Annotated in this window: 18 protein-coding genes and 1 pseudogene; 14 read left to right on the top strand and 5 right to left on the bottom strand. The window is 71.0% G+C overall.

Annotated features, from left to right (window positions below; translation table 11 throughout):
* The 7 genes and pseudogenes from hrpB to ACZ55U_RS24780 all read left to right on the top strand — a co-directional run.
* Window positions 1-2,514 (top strand): ATP-dependent helicase HrpB, encoded by a 2,514-nt coding sequence (gene hrpB, locus ACZ55U_RS24750; RefSeq protein ID WP_465529038.1) that lies wholly within the window; start codon window positions 1-3, stop codon window positions 2,512-2,514.
* 236 nt (window positions 2,515-2,750) lie between these two features.
* Complete coding sequence (locus ACZ55U_RS24755) at window positions 2,751-3,971, top strand: helix-turn-helix domain-containing protein (RefSeq protein WP_465529040.1); 1,221 nt, start codon at window positions 2,751-2,753, stop codon at window positions 3,969-3,971.
* A 453-nt stretch (window positions 3,972-4,424) separates the two neighbouring features.
* Window positions 4,425-4,850: an ATP-binding protein gene (locus tag ACZ55U_RS24760; RefSeq protein ID WP_465529042.1), complete on the top strand. Its 426-nt coding sequence runs from the start codon at window positions 4,425-4,427 to the stop codon at window positions 4,848-4,850.
* A gap of 14 nt (window positions 4,851-4,864) precedes the next feature.
* Window positions 4,865-5,425 (top strand): hypothetical protein, encoded by a 561-nt coding sequence (locus tag ACZ55U_RS24765; protein WP_465529044.1) that lies wholly within the window; start codon window positions 4,865-4,867, stop codon window positions 5,423-5,425.
* Between the two features lie 80 nt (window positions 5,426-5,505).
* On the top strand, window positions 5,506-6,228 hold the full coding sequence (locus ACZ55U_RS24770) for an HAD family hydrolase (RefSeq protein ID WP_465529045.1): 723 nt from the start codon (window positions 5,506-5,508) through the stop codon (window positions 6,226-6,228).
* Between the two features lie 45 nt (window positions 6,229-6,273).
* Window positions 6,274-7,509, top strand: a complete 1,236-nt coding sequence (locus tag ACZ55U_RS24775) for a helix-turn-helix domain-containing protein (RefSeq protein ID WP_465529047.1) — start codon at window positions 6,274-6,276, stop codon at window positions 7,507-7,509.
* A pseudogene (locus ACZ55U_RS24780) lies at window positions 7,476-7,958 on the top strand (HAD-IA family hydrolase); the annotation flags it as partial. The gene ACZ55U_RS24775 and the pseudogene ACZ55U_RS24780, both read left to right, overlap by 34 nt.
* A 66-nt stretch (window positions 7,959-8,024) precedes the next feature.
* On the opposite strand, the gene ACZ55U_RS24785 reads toward ACZ55U_RS24780, so the two are convergent.
* On the bottom strand, window positions 8,025-8,570 hold the full coding sequence (locus tag ACZ55U_RS24785; protein WP_465529049.1) for an NUDIX hydrolase: 546 nt from the start codon (window positions 8,568-8,570) through the stop codon (window positions 8,025-8,027).
* A gap of 12 nt (window positions 8,571-8,582) precedes the next feature.
* The gene (locus ACZ55U_RS24790; protein WP_465529051.1) at window positions 8,583-9,845 is read right to left on the bottom strand and encodes a hypothetical protein; all 1,263 of its coding nucleotides are present in this window, start codon (window positions 9,843-9,845) and stop codon (window positions 8,583-8,585) included.
* Between the two features lie 268 nt (window positions 9,846-10,113).
* Here ACZ55U_RS24790 and ACZ55U_RS24795 point away from each other — a divergent pair, with 268 nt between their 5' ends.
* The 4 genes from ACZ55U_RS24795 to amcA all read left to right on the top strand — a co-directional run bounded on the left by ACZ55U_RS24795 (window position 10,114) and on the right by amcA (window position 12,149).
* Complete coding sequence (locus tag ACZ55U_RS24795; protein ID WP_465529053.1) at window positions 10,114-10,536, top strand: ATP-binding protein; 423 nt, start codon at window positions 10,114-10,116, stop codon at window positions 10,534-10,536.
* A gap of 14 nt (window positions 10,537-10,550) precedes the next feature.
* A complete protein-coding gene (locus ACZ55U_RS24800; RefSeq protein WP_465529055.1) occupies window positions 10,551-11,180 on the top strand; it encodes a hypothetical protein in 630 nt (209 codons plus the stop codon).
* A gap of 430 nt (window positions 11,181-11,610) precedes the next feature.
* Window positions 11,611-11,922 (top strand): hypothetical protein, encoded by a 312-nt coding sequence (locus ACZ55U_RS24805; protein ID WP_465529057.1) that lies wholly within the window; start codon window positions 11,611-11,613, stop codon window positions 11,920-11,922.
* On the top strand, window positions 11,919-12,149 hold the full coding sequence (amcA, locus tag ACZ55U_RS24810; protein ID WP_465529058.1) for a multiple cyclophane-containing RiPP AmcA: 231 nt from the start codon (window positions 11,919-11,921) through the stop codon (window positions 12,147-12,149). Before ACZ55U_RS24805 ends, amcA begins: the two co-directional genes overlap by 4 nt.
* Window positions 12,150-12,534: 385 nt before the next feature.
* Here the strand turns inward: amcA and ACZ55U_RS24815 are convergent, their stop codons facing one another.
* The 3 genes from ACZ55U_RS24815 to ACZ55U_RS24825 form a co-directional block, all read right to left on the bottom strand.
* Entirely contained in the window at window positions 12,535-13,413 is an 879-nt protein-coding gene (locus ACZ55U_RS24815) for a glycosyltransferase family 2 protein (protein WP_465529060.1), read from the bottom strand.
* A gap of 151 nt (window positions 13,414-13,564) precedes the next feature.
* A complete protein-coding gene (locus tag ACZ55U_RS24820; protein ID WP_465529062.1) occupies window positions 13,565-14,065 on the bottom strand; it encodes a DUF1877 family protein in 501 nt (166 codons plus the stop codon).
* Window positions 14,066-14,277: 212 nt separating this feature from the next.
* Complete coding sequence (locus tag ACZ55U_RS24825; protein ID WP_465529064.1) at window positions 14,278-14,679, bottom strand: NUDIX hydrolase; 402 nt, start codon at window positions 14,677-14,679, stop codon at window positions 14,278-14,280.
* A gap of 259 nt (window positions 14,680-14,938) precedes the next feature.
* Between ACZ55U_RS24825 and ACZ55U_RS24830 the strand changes: the two genes are divergently transcribed.
* Genes ACZ55U_RS24830 through ACZ55U_RS24840 form a run of 3 tightly spaced genes read left to right on the top strand, consistent with a single transcriptional unit; the run spans window position 14,939 to window position 17,525 of the window.
* A complete protein-coding gene (locus tag ACZ55U_RS24830; protein WP_465529066.1) occupies window positions 14,939-15,394 on the top strand; it encodes a WXG100 family type VII secretion target in 456 nt (151 codons plus the stop codon).
* Window positions 15,395-15,399: 5 nt separating this feature from the next.
* Window positions 15,400-17,031 (top strand): alpha/beta hydrolase, encoded by a 1,632-nt coding sequence (locus ACZ55U_RS24835; protein ID WP_465529084.1) that lies wholly within the window; start codon window positions 15,400-15,402, stop codon window positions 17,029-17,031.
* Entirely contained in the window at window positions 17,028-17,525 is a 498-nt protein-coding gene (locus ACZ55U_RS24840; RefSeq protein ID WP_465529068.1) for a hypothetical protein, read from the top strand. The genes ACZ55U_RS24835 and ACZ55U_RS24840 overlap by 4 nt, the downstream gene beginning before the upstream one ends.
* Window positions 17,526-17,558 lie beyond the last annotated feature (33 nt).

Below are 17,558 nucleotides of genomic sequence, written 5' to 3' on the forward strand. Positions count from 1 at the left end.
TTGCCGAACCCGGTCTGGCGCGACCTGCCCGTCCGCACCGCCCTGCCCGCCCTGCACGACGCGCTGGCCGGGCACGGCACCGCCGTCCTCGCCGCCCCGCCCGGCACCGGCAAGACCACGCTGGTGCCGCTCGCCCTGGCCGGGCTGCTGGATCCGCAGGACCCGCCGCGCCGGGTACTGGTCGCCGAGCCGCGCCGGCTCGCGGTGCGGGCCGCCGCCCACCGGATGGCCTGGCTGCTCGGCTCGTCGGTGGGCCGCGAGGTCGGGTACACGGTGCGCGGCGAGCGCCGGGTGGGCCCCGGCACCGTGGTCGAGGTGGTCACCACCGGGGTGCTGCTGCAACGGCTCCAGCGCGACCAGGAGTTGCCCGGCGTGGACCTCGTGGTGCTGGACGAGTGCCACGAACGGCACCTGGACGCCGACACCGCGCTCGCCTTCCTGCTGGACGTCCGGGCGGCGCTGCGGCCCGAACTCGGGCTGGTCTGCGCCTCGGCCACCTCCGACACCGAAGCCTGGGCCGAACTGCTCGGCGGCGCACCGGTGGTGGAGGCCCACGGCACCTCCCACCCGGTCGAGGTCGTCTGGGCCCCGCCGCCGCGCGCCGTCCGGCCCGCGCACGGCACCCGGGTGGACCCGGCGCTGCTCGACCACGTCGCCTCGACCGTCCGGCGGGCCCTGGCGGAGCGGGACGGGGACGTGCTCTGCTTCCTGCCGGGCGTCGGGGAGATCGCCCGCGTCGCCGGGCAGTTGTCCGGCCTGCCCGTGGACGTCCTCCAACTGCACGGCCGCGCACCGCAGGCCGTCCAGGACGCCGTGCTCTCCCCCGGTGGGGGCCGCCGCGTCGTCCTCGCCACCGCCGTCGCCGAATCCTCGCTCACCGTGCCCGGCGTGCGGGTCGTGGTGGACGCCGGGCTCGCCCGCGAACCGCGCACCGACCACGCCCGGGGGCTGGCCGGGCTGGTCACCGTCCGGGCCTCGCTCGCGGCGGCCCGCCAACGGGCCGGCCGTGCCGGGCGCGAGGCCCCCGGCACCGTCTACCGCTGCTGGAACGAGGCCGAGGACGCCCTCGCCGCCCGCTTCCCCACGGCGGAGATCGCGCTCGCCGACCTCACCTCGTTCGCCCTCCAGGCCGCCTGCTGGGGCGACCCGGACGCCACCGGCCTCGCCCTGCCCGACGCCCCGCCGGCCGGGGCGATGGCCGCCGCCCGGCAGACCCTCCAGGCCCTCGGCGCCGTTTCCCCGGACGGACGGGCCACGGCGCGCGGGGTCCGCCTCGCCCGCACCGGGCTGCACCCCCGGCTCGGGCGCGCCCTGGTCGACGGCGCGGCGGCGGTCGGCGCGCGGCGGGCGGCCGAGGTGGTCGCGCTGCTGTCGGAGGAACCGCCCCGGGCGCTCGGCGACGACCTCGGCGCGGTGTGGCGGACGGTGCGCTCCTCGCGCGACCCGTACGCCGGGCGCTGGCGCGAGGAAGTGCGGCGCCTGCTGCGTGCCACCTCCGACGAGCCCGCCACCGACCTGCCGGACTCGACGGCCGCAGGACTCGTCGTCGCCCTCGCCTTCCCGGAGCGGATCGCCCGCGCCCGGGTCGAGCGGCCCGCGCCGGGCGAGCGCAGCCCGTACCTGATGGCCTCGGGGACGGCGGCCGAACTCGCCCCCGACACCCGGCTCGGCACCCTGCCCTGGCTCGCCGTCGCGGTCGCCGACCGCCCGGCGGGGTCGCCCTCGGCCCGGGTGCTGCACGCCGCGGCGCTGGACGAGGCCACGGCGCTGCTCGCCGGCGCGGCGCTGCTGACCACCCGCGAGGAGGTCCACTGGGACACCCGGCGGGGCGAGATCACCGCTCGCCGGGTGGAGTCCCTGGGCGCCATCGAACTCGCCGAGAAGCCGCTGGACCGCCCAGACCGGGCGCTCGTCCGGGCCGCGTTGCTGGAGGGCCTCGCCAAGGAAGGCGTCAGCACGCTGCTCACGTTCCCGTCCAACCTGCGCGAGCGGCTGGCCTTCCTCCACACCGCCGTCGGCGACCCCTGGCCCGATGTTTCGGATGCCGCTCTGCTGGATCGCGCCGACGAGTGGCTGGAGCCCGAGCTGTCCCGCGCCCGCCGCCGCGCGGACCTGGCCCGCATCGACACGACGGCCGCTCTTCAGCGCCTGCTGCCCTGGGCCAGCAGCGAGGCCGGGCGTCTGGACGAGTTCGCCCCCGAGCGCATCACCGTGCCGTCAGGCTCGAAGATACGGGTCGACTACAGCACCGAACGCCCGGTGCTGGCCGTCAAGTTGCAGGAACTCTTCGGCTGGACGGCGGCCCCCGCCCTGGCCGGAGGCCGTGTGCCGCTGACCATCCACCTGCTGTCCCCCGCCGGCCGCCCCGCCGCCGTCACCGGTGACCTGGCGAGCTTCTGGCACGAGGGCTACCGAGCCGTCCGCGCGGAGTTGAGAGGCCGTTATCCCCGCCACCCCTGGCCCGAGGACCCGACCACCGCGGAACCCACCCGCCGTCTCAACGCCCGGAAGTAGCAGCGGAAGTCCCCACCACCCGGCCACGGGTGGTGGGGTTTCGGACTGCTCGCGGGGTGGCGCGTCAGACCTCGCCGAACTCGCCGGAGCGGACGGCGGCGACGAAGGATGCGCCTCGCCCCTCCGCTTCGTCTCGCTACAGCCAGCGATGGACCTGTTCGGCGTGGTCAGCAACGTCAAAGGATCTGTGATCGGACGAGTTCGGGGGTACGGTCCCCGTGCACACGGTTCAAGGCATGCACGGGATGGGGACCAGCGTGGTACCTCCGGACGGAATCAGCATCGGGCAGCGGATCGCGGCCTACGAGGACGTGAGGGGCCTGAGCCATCGGCAGCTCGCCGATCGCGCTCATGTCTCGTACAGCCTGCTCACGAAAGTGGCATCCGGGCACAAGCCGGCGACGCCGGAGTTCGTGGCAGCGATCGCCAGGGCCCTGGGAGTCGAGCCGGGTGACCTCCAGCCCTCCTCGTACAGTGACGGCATGGCCGATGACCCACTGATTGCGCTGATGGGGCCGATCCGTACGGCGCTCGACCTGTACGATCTGCCGCCGCAGGAAGCCGTCAGGCCTCGCCCCCTGCCCGCACTCCGGGCTGCCGTACGACAGGTGAACGCACTGGCCCAGGCCGCGAAGTACAAGCCGATGGTCGCGATGCTGCCGGGTCTTCTGGTCGAACTGCACACGGCCGCGCACGAGTTCACCGGCGAACAGCAGAGGCAGGCCTGGGGCCTGCTGGCGGAGGCCTACCGGTGCGGGCACTCGGTCGGGATCGCGATCGGTTTGAGCGACCTGTCCGCGACCGCACTGGCCCGGATGGACTGGGCGGCCGAGCGAGCCGGTGACCGGGCGCCCGCGCTGCGGGCCGCCCGCGAATACCTGCGGGTCACCGCCTATCTACGCGTCGGCGACCTGGCGGCTTGCCGACGCCTCCAGGAGTCCGGCCGCAGCCACCTGGAGGGCACCGACGCCAAGACACCGAGCGCGCTGGTCACCACCGGACAGCTGCACCTCGGATCCGCCGTGGTCGCCGCCCGCTCCCGGCAGACGGACCTCATGAAGCACCACCTGGACGAGGCCGAGAGGGTCGCCGCCGAAACGGGCGAGCGCCCGGACCTGTCGCTGCACTTCGGCCCCACCAATGTGCAGGTGCACCGGGTGATGACGCTGGTGGAGGCCGGCGAACACGCCGAAGCGGTGGCCGCCGCGCGAGGGGTGCGGTTCCCCGCCGGATGGGCACCGACCAGGATCGGACACCACCACATCGACCTGGCCCGCGCTTATCGGTGGCTGGCCAACCCCGAAGCCGCGCTCGACCAGCTCGACGCCGCTTACGCGGTCGCGCCTGAACAGGCCTCCCGGCATCCACTCGTTCGCGAGACGGTAACCGCCCTGTCACGCTCCGCTAGTCGCCGAAGTCTGCGCCTGTCAACCTGGATCACCCGAACGGGCATCTGACGATCTTTCACTTCGTGAAATTCAGGGCCTTACATCAGCGGCATCGTGGTGTTCACGCCCCCGGGAGGTGACGCCCGGGACATGAGCCCGGTCCGGACCCGTACGCGGTCCGTACCAGCGCCCGCACCACACCACTGCCGCATTCCTGGAGCCCGTGATGGCCACTGCCCGCCGCCCACCGCGCCCCGTCCCCTCCCCGTCCGGGCCGCGTAGATCCACCGAGGATCGCCTGCGGCGGAGCGCCCTGGCCACCGCGGCTGCCGGCTGGGCCGACTTCTCACCCGCTGCCGACCCCCGGACCCGCCCGGGCTCGTGAGCACGGCGACCGTCCTGACACCCGTCAGCGAGGAGGCGCCCACTGCCGTCCGTCCCGCCTGACTCCGATCCCCGGGGTCATCCGGATGCCCGAACAGGCCCACCCCTTCGCCAGCAGCCCCCTTGAGGTACTCCCCCATGCTCATCACCCGCCGACGCCCCCGCGCCTTCGTCGCCCGCCTCGACGCCCGCCCCGAATCCGCGCCCCTCGCCCGCTACCTGCTCCGCGCCTACCTCTCCGGACTCCCCACCGGCCACCACTACTCCGACACCGCCGAACTCCTCCTCACCGAACTCTTCGCCAACGCCGTCCAGCACTCCGACGCCGACGACGACCGCCACATCGAGATCCGCTTCGCCCTCGTCCACAGCCACCTGCGCCTCGAAGTCCACGACGCCGGCACCAACCACCCCACCCCCCGATCCCCCGGACCGGACGACGAACACGGACGCGGCCTCCACCTCGTCAACCAACTCGCCCAACGCTGGGGCCACTCCCCCCGCCCCGGCGGCATCGGCAAACTCGTCTGGGCCGTCATCGCCCCCACCCCCACCACCGCCTGAAAGCCCGAACCCCCATGCACCTCACCACCCTCGCCCGCCACACCCTCTCGCGCGGCGCCACCCCCGCCGCCACCTACGCCCTCCTCGCCCTCCTCGCCCGCCTCGGCCACCAGCCCCTGCCCTGCGCCCAGGCCGTCTGCGCCGCCCTCGGCATCCCGCAGACCGACATCACCCACCGCCTCGACGACTGCCACGACGCCCTCCTCGCCGACCCCCGCCCCGACTCCGAAGCCGACACCGGCGAACTCCTCGAAGCCCTCGGCGTCTTCGACGTCCCCAAACAGCTCACCCCCACCGAACGCACCGTCGTCGCCCACCTCCTGACCGCCATCGACGCCCACGGCGGCCTCCGCCCCGGCCACCACCACGGCCTCCAGCGCTGGTTCACCACCGGCAACCTCACCACCGCCTACCTCTCCCTCACCACCACCAACCCCCTCCCCCGCACCGGCAACCCGGTTCAGTACTGGACCACCCTCATCCAGGCCGGCGAACTCCTCACCACCACCCCCAACCCCGACACCCGCCTCCCCTACGCCCTCACCCACTGCCGCACCCAAGCCACCCGCACCTGAACCCCGCCACACACAAAGTCGACCCCACCCCGGCCGGTACCGTCCCGGGGAGGCCGCCCACCCGGAGGACGACACCCGCCATGGCACTGACCGCTCCCACCATCACCCACCCCCGCGAAGCTCAACTCCCCTTCGCCGCCCTGATCCTCGACTTCGTCGGCGTCCTGACAGCCAACGCCGGACCCGCACACCGCACCTGGTGCCTCGCCCAAGGCCTCGACGCCGACGCATGGGGACGGACGCTCGGCCACGACCCGGAGGCCAGCCGCCTGTACACCGAACTCGAAGCCGGACGACTGAGCCAGGCCGAGTGGAACCGCCAGGTGGCCCCCATCCTCGGCCTACCGGAGCACGAGAACCTCATGGGCCGGGCCTGGAGCGGCGTCCGCCCGGCCCACGACATGATCGCCCTCGCCCGCTCCGCACGGCAGGCCGGCCTCCGGGTCGCGCTGCTGTCCAACTCCTTCGGCCTCGACCCGTACGACCCGTACGAGGCCCTGGGCGTGTGGGAGTTGTTCGACGTGGCGGTCATCTCCGAGCGCGAGGGCATCGCCAAACCCGATCCGGCGATCTACCAACTCACCCTGGACCGGCTCGAACTCCCCGGCACCACCTGCCTGTTCGCGGACGACCACCCGAGGAACCTCCCCCCGGCCGAAGCCCTCGGCATCACCACCGTCCTCGCCGACGGGCAGCCCGGCACCACCACCCGCATCGCCTCCATCCTCGGCATCCCCGCCGCACACGGAGCGGCCGTCAATCCGGATGACTACCAGGCCATTGCCGTACCGGGTGCGGAGTAACGGGGTACGGTCCGCGGTGAGGCCCGCTCACCTTCGGAGGCACCCATGACGCAGTGGTCCGACTACTCCACCGGCCAGCGCATCAAGATGCTGCGGGCCGGCATGACGCAGGAAGAACTGGCCGAGGCCGCAGGAGTGTCGGTGCCGACCGTTCGCAAGGCGGAGAAGGAGGGTGGCAGCATCGGGCTGCCCTCGCTGCTCAAACTGTCCGCCGCACTGCACGCGGACGTCTCAGTGATCCTCGGACAACAGGCGCCCCGACGGGCCTCACTGATCGGCGACCGGGCGATGCTGCGAGGGCTGTCCCGCACCGTTCACGACACCGCCGCCGGGGTCGGAACCGATGTCGAACCGCCGGACGCCACAGCACTGCGGGCCGATCTCGCGAGGGCATGGGCGGACTACCGCGCCGGGGACTACACCCAGGCCGGCAGCCTCGCGGCCCCCGCCATCACCGAGGCCGCCGCTCTGCTGCGGTCCGCCCCGGACGGCGAGCGGTGCGCGGCCCACGGCATTCTCGCCGACGCCTACCGACTCGCTTCCTACACCGCCCAGTTCCTCGGGGCCCAAGACCTCGCGTACGCGGCGATCGGGCACGCGCGCCATCACGTCCACATGGCCGCAGACCCGCTGCGAGCCGCCATGGTGGACTGCGGCCGGTCCTGGATCTACCTGCGCGATGCCCGCCTCGACCAGGCCACCACCACCGCCGAGGACGCGTTCGCGTCGATCGAACCCCGCTACTCGGAGCGGGATCCGGAGACACTGGCCACCTACGGCTGGCACGTCACCTTCGCCGCCGTGGTGGCCTCCCGCAACGGTGACGCCGACCGGGCCCGCGACCTCCTCTCCCAGGGACACGCGGTCGCAGCCCGAATGGGCCGCGACGTGATGATCAATGGCACCAGCTACGGCCCGACGACGGTCACCGCGCAGGCCATCGGCATCCACACCGTCATGGGCGATCCCGGCAAGGCCCTGGCGCTTGCCCGCAACCTCGGCGACCTGTCCCCGCTGCCGCAGGCCGCCCGCAACCGGCTCAGGCTGGACATCGCCTTGGCACAGGCCGACACCCGCCAGTACGACGCCGCCCTGGACACCCTGCTCCAGGTGTGCAGCGCACACCCCGACTGGGCCCGGCACCAAGCCCTTCCAGGAGCGATCATGCAGCGCGCGGGTCACGCCAGCACCACCCGGGTGCGCAAGCTCGGAGGCATTCTCGGCTCGGCCACGACCCGGAAGTCAGCTGCCTGTACACCGAGTTGGAGGCGGGACGGCTGAGCCAGGCGGAGTGGAACCGGCGCGTGGCGCCCGTCCTGGGCGTGCCGGAGCACGAGAACCTGATGGGCCGGGCATGGGGAAGCGTCCGGGCAGCCGAGGACATGACGGCACTCGCCCGCTCGGCACGGCGGGCCGGCCTGAAGGTCGCGCTCCTGAGCAACTCGTTCAGCCTCGACCCGTACGATCCCTATGAGGCCCTGGGGGTTTGGGAGTTGTTCGACGTGGCGGTCATCTCCGAGCGGGAGGGCGTCGCCAAGCCCGACCCGGCGATCTACCGGCTCGTGTTGGACCGGCTCCAACTCCCGGGCGCGGCACGCCTGTTCGTGGACGACAACCCGGCGAACCTGCCCCCGGCCGAGGACTTCGGCATCACCACCGTCCTCGCCGGCGGCGCTCCCGGCACCGCCGCCCGTATCGCCACCCTCCTCGGCGTCCCCGCCGCGCTCTGATCCGACCGTCCAAGCGATCCACCGGTCATGCTCTTCCGCTGGACACCGCCTCCGCCGCCTGGCCGGTCAGGAACGCCGAGCAAGCCGATGCGGGCCCAGGTAGTAGGACAGGGCGACGTGCGAAGGACCGTCGGCGACCTCGCCGTTCGTGAGCCGCCTCACCACTTTGGCTTCCGGCACCCAATCCACTCGGCTCGCCTCCGACACGTCCTCGGGTTCACCGACCCGGGTGCACCCGGTGACGTGGTAGGCGCGGAAGTGGGCGTCACTGATGCCGGCCATGGCGTCGTACTCGGTCAGCAGCTCGACCCGGCCAGGACGCCAGCCGGTCTCCTCCTCGACTTCGCGAGCGATGGCCGCCGCCGGGTCCTCGCCGGGCTCGGCCCACCCGGCGGGTACCTCCCAACCCCATCGGCCGGTGATGAACCGGTGCCGGTAGAGGAGGAGGAACTCGCCGGCCTCGTTGGTGACGACGGCGGTGGTCGAGGCACGGGGGTAACGCACCACGTGATGGTCTATCCGGCCGACACCGGGGATCTCGACGTCATCGAGCCAGACCTCGACCCACTGGCTCCCGAACACCTGCCGACGCCCGAACACCTTCCACTCCACGGGCAGCCTCCTTTACACGCGCACCAGTTGCGCCCCTGACTCTCTCACGCGCGTGGCAAGCTCCCGCACCGGCCTCTCGGCCGACCAGGGGGCCAGGGAGGTCTGGAGCGCGCGAGCACGCAGGACGATCGGCTGGATGATGGTGGCCCCGGCCAGATCGAGGGCAGAGTGTGCGGTAGCACACGCGGCATCGAAGTCACCTTGGGCTAGCCGCACTTCGGCAAGGTCGAGGGTGAGGACGGCCCTCCCCTTGAGATCGGCGGCTGCCCTGCGGCCGATGGCGGTCTCCAGGAGGCGGCCAGCGGCATCGTGTTCACCGAGGTGTGCGTAGGTCTCGCCGGCGAGGCCGTCCAACCTCGGGGCGGTGAAGAAGTCGAGGCCACCGATTGGACCGTCCTCTGCGAGGTCGAGGTCGTGGGCGGCTTGGTCGAGCGCGGCCAGTGCTGCGCTCCGATCACCGCCTGCGGCAAGCGCGCGGGCAAGATTGGCAGCGACCCATGCGCGACGCCGGGGCGCCGCGTCATCGGCATGTGCGACGGCTTGCCGGAGGAGGGATGTGGCGGTGTCACGACGCCCAGCGGTGTACTCGACGATGCTCTGCATGGTGAGGAGCCAGGCACGAAGCTCATCTGCCTCTCCTTCGACGGCAGCGATGGCCCCGAGGTGGAAGTGTGCTTCACTACGGCCGCGGTCGCCGAGGTCATGATGAGCAAGTCCGAGCAGGCCCGCGACGGCAGTCAGTATCTGGACACCACGACGCCGAGCGGTGAGGGACTGCGGGCGGGCCAGTATTTCGTGTACGCCGGCCAGCTGCCGTTGGAGGACGGGCACGGACTCAGTAGGCACAGTCGACGGGTAGCGGTAGGCCACGTCGGCGACAGCCGCTTCCAGATGGGCCAGAGCGGCGTCGGACGCCGTGGAACGGGACAGCATGTCAAGGACTTCCCAGGTCTCGGGTACAGCGGCCGGCCGGTAGCCGGTCGGCGTGGCCGATGCCTCCCACGGCCGGTCGGCGAGGCCGAGCATCCGTCCGGGAATGTGCAGGCTGTCGGCAATCCGCTCGATCACATCCATGCTGGAGACTTCCCGAGGACCACGCATGATCTCCGTGACACGACTGGTCGAGAGGCCGGTGCGTCGGGCAATTTGAGCCGGCCCGAAGCCTGCCTGCCTGGCGACAGCCTGGAACACGGGGCCGATCTGCCTGGTCGCGCATGCCGCTACGAATGTCGGGTCGGTCAGCAGCCGGGCAGGAAGCGGTTCCGGTGCGGACAACAGGGCCTCCCCGGTCGATGGATGCCGTAAGGCTATCGGCCACCGTGGCTCCGTGATGTCTCCATGGTGGGTACCCACCATGACCCTAGTGGTGGTCCAGATAGCAGTCGATGCTGTGTCCGTGATCATGAGTCAGAGATGACTGGGTGGGTTCCACTTCTCGGCCAGGGCCTGCATCCACGCGGCGGCGACGATGTCGATTCGCTCCCGGTCCGGCTTTCCTGACGCATCGTTTCGTTCGTCCCCTCTCTGCCCCCCCGAGGCCCCCATGTCCACTGTCCGTCGCCCCCGCAGCTTCGTCGCACGCCTTGACTCGCGGGTCGAATCCTCTCCCCTGGCCCGCTACTTGCTTCGCGCCTACCTCTCCGGCCTACCTGCCGGCGAGCGCTACGCCGAGACCGCCGAACTCCTCCTGTGCGAACTCTTCGCCAACGCCGTCCGGTACTGCGACGCTCCCGACGACCGGCACATCGAGGTCCGCTTCGCGCTCGTCGACTCCCGTCTCCGGCTGGAGGTCCACGACGCCGGGAGCGGCCGCCCCTCCCTCCGCACGGCCTCGCCGGACGACGAATGCGGGCGCGGCCTGTTCCTCGTCAACGAGCTGGCTGAGCGCTGGGGTTGCTGCCCGCGCACCGGCGGTATCGGCAAGTTCATCTGGGCCGTCATCGCCCCCACCCCCACCACCGCCTGAAAGCCCGAACCCCCATGCACCTCACCACCCTCGCCCGCCACACCCTCTCCCGTGGCGCCACCCCCGCCGCCACCTACGCGCTCCTCGCCCGCCTCGGCCACCCACCCCGCCCCGTCGCCCAAGCCGTCTGCCTCGCCCTCTCCATCCCGCCCGCCGACATCACCCGCCGCCTCGACGACTGCCACGACGCCCTCCTCGCCGCCCCCCAACCCGACTCCGAAGCCGACACCGGCGAACTCCTCGAAGCCCTCGGCGTCTTCGACATCCCCGCCACCCTCACCCCCACCGAACGCACCGTCGTCGCCCTCCTCACCACCGCCATCGACGCCCACGGCGGCCTCCGCCCCGGCCACCACCACGGCCTCCAACGCTGGTTCACCACCGGCAACCTCACCACCGCCTACCTCTCCCTCACCACCACCAATCCCCTCCCCCGCACCGGAAACCCCACCACCTACTGGACCACCCTCATCCAGGCCGGCGAACTCCTCACCACCACCCCCAACCCCGACACCCGCCTCCCTTACGCCCTCACCCACTGCCGCACCCAAGCCGCGAAGCACCAGAAGTCGGCCCCACCGACTTCCTGCGCTCCACAACAGCCCAAGGCCGGAATCACGCAGAGCGGAGAGGACCGGCCGTGAACACCGCGAAAGTCCAGCAGGAGGAGCTCCTGCTGCACCGCTACCAGCACCGGATTCACCGTGTTCCCCGAAACCTGGTGGTCCAGCCGACCGGTTTCTGCATCTCGACTGCGCGTACTGCTACTTGCCTGACCGCGACGACAAACCCCCATGCCGACGGCAGTCGCCGAAGCCGTCGCACGGTCGGCGAGCGAACTGGTGAACGGCCACCACGGCAAACCCCTCGGACTGATCTGGCACGCCGGAGAACCGCTGGCACTCGGACGGCGAGCTTCACCGAGCTGCTCCAGCCCTTCGAAGAACTGCGCCGCGAAGGCCGGCTGGAACACGCAGTCCAGACGAACGCCACCTTGATCGATGACGAATGGTGCGACCTACTGGCCGAGTACGGATTTCCGGGTCGGCGTCAGCATCGACGGCCCGGTTCCTGTTGTCCTCCGAACTCGCGGGCATCACCGCGCCCGCCTACGACGACTTCCGGGCCGGGAACGTCCTTGAGCAGCCGATCGGCGCCATCCTGAGCCAGACGCACCGGCTGGACTACGTGGGCGAGTTCCTGAGCGGTCTGGAGGAGTGCGAGTCCACCTGCGAGTTCTTCGACTACTGCCGGGGCTCGCAGTCCGGCAACCGCTACTTCGAGCACCGAACCTTCGCCGTCGCCGAGACCGACTACTGCCGCGTCACCGAGCAGGCCCCAGTCCTGGCGCCGGCCACCACCGTACGCGAGGAGCAGGACACATGACCGCTCTGGAACAGTCGGCCGCCTCCGACGGCCCCGCCGTCGCGGATCTGATCGCCGCCGTCACCCCGTCGGACGGGACGGCCACGATCGAGTGGGGCAACCAGCCGACCTGGGACAACCGTGGCGGAGGCCCGCGGGACAACGCTCCGTCCTGGGACAACCGGCAGAGCGCCCCTTGGGACAACTGGAACAACGGGCCTTCCTGGTCCGGCTGGTCCAACCGCTGACACCACCGGCAACACAATGGGCCTGCCCGATGTCGCCCGCCGCCTCCCGGGCACCGGGGGCACCCGACCACCCGCAGGAGAACCCCACTCCACCCGCCGCTACGGCCGCACCACCGTCACCCTCCCCGACCCGGGCGACGACCAGTACCTGGGCGTCCTCAACTCCCCGCCCAGGCCGGGCAGCACCATCGCCGAGTTCCGCTACACCGACCAGGGGATCCGCGGCCTGGACCTCGCCGAGGCCGATCTGCGCAACGGCATCCTCCACAACGTCAACGCCCAGCGCACCACCATCGAGAACGTCCGCCTCAGCTCCGTCCACACGGAATCGACTGCGGCGCGGGATCTCCTCCACGGGTCGAAGGGATGTGCCTCGGCCCGCTGCTCAGAAGACCGGCGGCCGGCCCAGCCTCGTCATCCGCCACACCGTGCGCCACCGCATCGGCCGGCGCGGGGGGCAGGGCGTGCGGACGCCCTCGAAGAAGCCGGACCACCAGGCGCGGAGGCCGGACAGCGGCGGCCTCCGCAGCAGCGTGTACAGCGCCCAGGAGGTGAGGTAGACGGGGACGAGGAGCGCCGGGAGGTGGCGTTTGGCCAGCCAGACCCGGTTGCGGGCGGTCAGCCGGTAGTAGGTGGCGTGCCGGGCCGGGTCGGTGCGGGGGTGCTGGAGCACCAGGTCGGCGCGGTAGTCGATGCGCCAGCCCGCGTCCAGGGCGCGCCAGGCGAAGTCGGTCTCCTCGTGGGCGTAGAAGAACGCGGCGGGGAACAGCCCCACCTGGTCGATCACGCTCATCCGGATGGCGTGGCCGCCGCCCAGGAAGGTGGTGACCGGCCCGGACAACAAAGGGTCCGACGCGCCGAGGCGGGGGACGTGCCGGCGCTGGGTGTGCCCGGTCTCGTCCGCGATGCGGAAGGACACGATCCCCAGGTGCGCATCCCGTTCGAAGGCCTCCCGGACCAGCCGGAAGGTGTCGGTGCGCGGCAACAGGCCGTCGTCGTCCAGGACAACCAGGACGTCGGCGCCGCCCAGCTCGCGCAGCCGCTCGACGCCGGCGTTGCGGCCGCCGGGGATGCCGAGGTTCTCCGGCAGTTCCACGGCGTCCACCCAGTCCGGCAGTTCGGGCAGCTTCGTGCCCTGCCCGAGCACCACCGTCCGCACCCCGGTGTCGCCACCGTCCTGGGCGCGGACCGACTCCAGCAGCGCCGCCAGCTCCGCAGGCCGGTCCCCCATCGTCAGCACCACCACGCCCAGCGTGACGCCCATCGCACCCGACCCTTGGTTGAGGAAGTTCCGGGCCACCCTCCCACACCGTCCGCTCCCGCTGGTACCCGGAGGCCCCTGGTTCGCCCGTAGGGAGGTGCGCGATCCGAGGTGCGCGGCCTGAGCAGCGGCGGCCTGAGGTGTGCTGACCAGCTCACACCGACTCGAACTTGACCATCGCGTCGCCCGCAGCGGCGGCTGCGGCGAAGAACTGCTTCAACTTGCCCAGATCAGCTGCCAGTTCACGCGCGCACTGCTGAGCCCAAGGCCTTGCGAAGCCCAGGGATTCGACCTCTTCCTCCAGATCCGCGTCCAGGTCCCTGACCAGGTCGTCCACCGCGACCTGCTGGAGGAAGTCCGACGCGTCCCGCACCTCCTCGGGACGGAGCAGCAGCACCTCCGCCTCGCCGACGAGCCCGTACTCGGGGAGTTCCACGTCCCAGGCCCGTCGTTCGCCCGCGTACACCGGCAGTTGGGCGATGCGGAACACGGGAGCGCCCGCGCCCATCAGGGCGAAGTGCATCAAGCAGCCGTTGCGTTCCACGGCCATCAGCACTCCGGCCTCGCGAAGCGGCCTGAACTCGTCATCGGACCAGTGCGGCACCAAGGCGGCCAGCTCCTCCGCCGCGAGCTCGTCCAGCAGCCGGCCGTCCACCCGACGCCAGAAGAAGTCCGCACTCGTCTCGCCACCCGCTCCGTCACCGCTGCCCCGGCATCCCTGCTGCCGCTCGCGCGACAGACTAAGCGGCCCCTCTGACAAGCCGGACACAACGAAGCACCATCGGAGGATTCCGGGGCCCGGGCTCCGCCCGCGGTCACTCCCCGCACGAGGAATCCGAAGCCGACCGCCACCGCGTCGCCCTGATGTCAGAGCAGCAGCCCCTCCGCACGGAGGCGGTCGAAGACGAGCCGGTCGACCGGGGACGTGCGATACCTGTCGCCGTACCCGAGCCAGGCCACCTCCTCGATCTCGGCACTCACCTCCAGACGCCCCTCGTACGCCGCGGTGTAGCACGTCATCCGGACCACGACCCCGTCCGGGTGACCGTGGGCCTGGGCCTCGAACGCGCCCAGAAGCACCGCCGACTCCGGCACGACGGCCACCGTCAGCTCCTCCCTGATCTCCCGCAGCAGGGTGTCGACATCGCTCTCCCCGGACTCCCGCTTGCCACCCGGCAGGTAGTAGGCGTCCTTGCCCCGCGAACGGGTGCTCAGCACCTTCCCGCCCTCGGTGTGGATCCAGGCCACCTTGTCGATGACGGCTGCCACGCCCCTCTGCCTCACTCTCGACGGATCCAGCCGATCAACCGGCGAACGACTCCGAACCCCCGAAAGTCCCGAGCCCCAACCCCACTGTGCCGCATGATCCTTGCCGCCCACCACCGCCCGGCCCAGCACCCCCGTTCACAGCCGATCACCTCGGGCACCTGCCTGTCGGCACCGCCCACGGGAAGAGATCCACGCGCGACACGGACCTACGCAACGTCACCCCCCAGATTCATGGTGCTATTAAATGACAGTCACTCGTATGCTGACGAGCACCAAGGACTGCACTTCGAACACGGGGGGAACCGTGCCGAGTCCCTATTCGCCTTCCGCTCTCACCGTCAACCCGTCGGTACTGGAAGGATGCGGACAGACCGCCCAGCACCTGGGCAGCCAGATACCGCCCGAGACGGCGAAGATCACCGAGCCCAGCGACCAGGCCGCGTCGACGCTCCAGGGCTGGCTCACCGGGCCCGCGATCCACAACTGCGCCGCCAACTGGAAGACACTGCTGGACAAGCTCGCCGGCGACATGGGCAGCGCCGGCGCCAAACTCACGACCGCCGCTGCCTCCTACCGGCAGAACGAGCAGAACGTGTCAGCGTCCATGAACGGCGCCGCCATCACCGGCGACTACCGGCCTCCGGCCAAGGATCCGTTCAACACCGTCCTCACCGGCGACCTGTCCCCGGCCGCCGGCGACGGAAAGGGCCGGTGAAACCGATGGACATCGCCACCCTCAAGAACGCCAACATCAACAACATCACCACGGCGAAGAGCGCCTACGACGTCCTCATCACCGCGTTCGGGCAGCACGCCGAGTCCTGGCAACACGAGGTCGCCGACCGGCTCGGCTCCTCACAGTGGACCGGCACCAGCGCCGACGCCGCCACCGCCGAGATCAACGCGCTCGCCACCAAACTCCAGAACGCCAAGCAGGAACTGTCCTTCATCAGCCGTAGCCTCGCTGACGCCGCCGAAGGCTTCGCTGCCGCGCAGGCCCACCTGATCAGCGCCTTGGACGACGCCAGGGCGGGGAAGTTCACCGTCGCCGCGGACGGCACCATCACCTGGGACAAGGAGCCCACGTCCGCGAACTACGCCGGTGACAAGGCCGAGGAAACCGCGAAGGAACTCAGCCGACGGATCACGGCTGCCCTGAACGAGGCCGCCCACGCCGACTCGGAGATCGAGCAGCGCCTCAGCCACCTCTCCTACAACGCGAGCAGCGGCACAGGGCTGGACTCGGCGGTCGTCAAGAAGGACCAGGAAGCCGTCGCCGCCCGCGACGTGGTACCCCCGGCCGGGACCGACACCGATACGGTCAAGCGCTGGTGGGACAGCCTCACCGAAGCCCAGCAGCAACGCTTCATCCTCAACCACCCCGACCAGGTCGGTAATCTCGACGGGATCCCGGTCGTAGCCCGCGACCAGGCCAACCGGATCAACCTGGCGCGGAGCAAGCAGGACCTCCAGCTCCAGCTCGACCATCTGGGGCCCGAGCCCAAGCAGTTCAGCGGTTGGGTCAAGGGCGAGCCGATCCCGAACCCCGACTACGACGAGTGGCACCGCAAGCAGAAGGACCTTCAGGAGAAACTCGCCTCGATCAACGACATCGAGAGCCGGCTGAGCGGCGACAAGCTGAAGTCACGCGGCGCGCCGGCCTTCCTGATGGGCTTCGACACGAAGGGCAAGGGTCGGGCGATCATCTCCGTCAACAACCCCGACACCGCCGACAACGTGGTGACGTTCGTCCCCGGCACCAGTTCCCGGTTCGGAGCAGCGAGCGGCGACGTGGACAAGGCGGACGAGATGGTGAAGGCCGCCAAGGACTCGGACCCTGGCAGCCCGAAGACAACGGCCGCCATCGCCTGGGTCGGCTACGACGCGCCGCAGAACCTCTCGGAGGCCTCGACGAACTCGTACGCCGACAACGCCGAGAAGGACCTGACACGGTTCCAGAACGGCCTGCGCACGACCCACGAAGGCAATCCCTCGCACAACACCCTCATGGGCCACAGCTACGGAACCGTCGTGGTCGGCTTCACCATGCGCGACCACACACTGCCCGTGGACGACGTGATCCTGGTCGGCAGCCCGGGCGTCGGCGTCGATCACGCCAAGGACCTGAACATCGACCCGTCCCACGTCTACGTCGCCCGGGGCAGCGAGGACACGATGATCAAACATGTGGCAAGCACCAGTCTGCTTTTCGGGCTGGACCCCGTGGACAGCGGCTTCGGGGCCCAGCACCTGCCGGCCGGCAGTACCGACCACTCGCACTACTGGCTGCCGGGCAGCACATCCGTCAAGGCGTTCGGCGCCGTGATCGCAGGCAACGGGATCGGCCAGTGAGCCGACACCAGGCGATCACGACGACGGTGGCCGCCGCACTGCTGTTGACGGTCGCCGCATGCAGCACGGACTCCGATGCCCCGACCATGACCCAGGCCCAGGCGAAGCAGCAGACCGTGGACTACATGGGGCAGGCCCTCACCGACCTGCCCCAACCAGTCACCACGGCCAGCGAACGGGAGAACGGCACCAACTGCTTCAAGAACGATGCCCCCTCCGAGTACGACGGCCGGGTCGTGGAGGTCACCGAGAAGCGGCTCTCCGGTGTGCCGGTGGACCGCCAGGCCGAGTATGTCCAACGCCTCCGGGCCCGGATCGAGTCCATGGGATTCCAGCAGGACGACTCCGGCGCCTTGCGTAGCTCCGCCCACTTCACGAACTCGACCAACAAGTTCACCGGCTCCATCGACGGGATCGGCAGCCCGTACGGGGTACTCGTGATCGGCTTCTCCTCCCCCTGCGTCTGGCCCGACGGCACCAAGCCGCCGAGGTGAGGCGCTGCTGAGCAGTGGTGGGCTGGCCGGGGC

This window comes from Kitasatospora sp. NPDC034533, from assembly GCF_055575155.1.

Excerpts from the sequence above, each read along its gene's own strand:
- amcA (WP_465529058.1), top strand. The coding sequence starts at position 11,919 with ATGACCGCTCTGGAACAGTCGGCCGCCTCCGACGGCCCCGCCGTCGCG.
- ACZ55U_RS24760 (WP_465529042.1), top strand. The coding sequence starts at position 4,425 with ATGCTCATCACCCGCCGACGCCCCCGCGCCTTCGTCGCCCGCCTCGAC.
- ACZ55U_RS24795 (WP_465529053.1), top strand. The coding sequence starts at position 10,114 with ATGTCCACTGTCCGTCGCCCCCGCAGCTTCGTCGCACGCCTTGACTCG.
- ACZ55U_RS24830 (WP_465529066.1), top strand. The coding sequence starts at position 14,939 with ATGCTGACGAGCACCAAGGACTGCACTTCGAACACGGGGGGAACCGTG.
- ACZ55U_RS24770 (WP_465529045.1), top strand. The coding sequence starts at position 5,506 with ATGGCACTGACCGCTCCCACCATCACCCACCCCCGCGAAGCTCAACTC.
- ACZ55U_RS24815 (WP_465529060.1), bottom strand. The coding sequence starts at position 13,413 with ATGGGCGTCACGCTGGGCGTGGTGGTGCTGACGATGGGGGACCGGCCT.
- ACZ55U_RS24755 (WP_465529040.1), top strand. The coding sequence starts at position 2,751 with ATGCACGGGATGGGGACCAGCGTGGTACCTCCGGACGGAATCAGCATC.
- ACZ55U_RS24800 (WP_465529055.1), top strand. The coding sequence starts at position 10,551 with ATGCACCTCACCACCCTCGCCCGCCACACCCTCTCCCGTGGCGCCACC.
- ACZ55U_RS24765 (WP_465529044.1), top strand. The coding sequence starts at position 4,865 with ATGCACCTCACCACCCTCGCCCGCCACACCCTCTCGCGCGGCGCCACC.
- ACZ55U_RS24775 (WP_465529047.1), top strand. The coding sequence starts at position 6,274 with ATGACGCAGTGGTCCGACTACTCCACCGGCCAGCGCATCAAGATGCTG.
- ACZ55U_RS24835 (WP_465529084.1), top strand. The coding sequence starts at position 15,400 with ATGGACATCGCCACCCTCAAGAACGCCAACATCAACAACATCACCACG.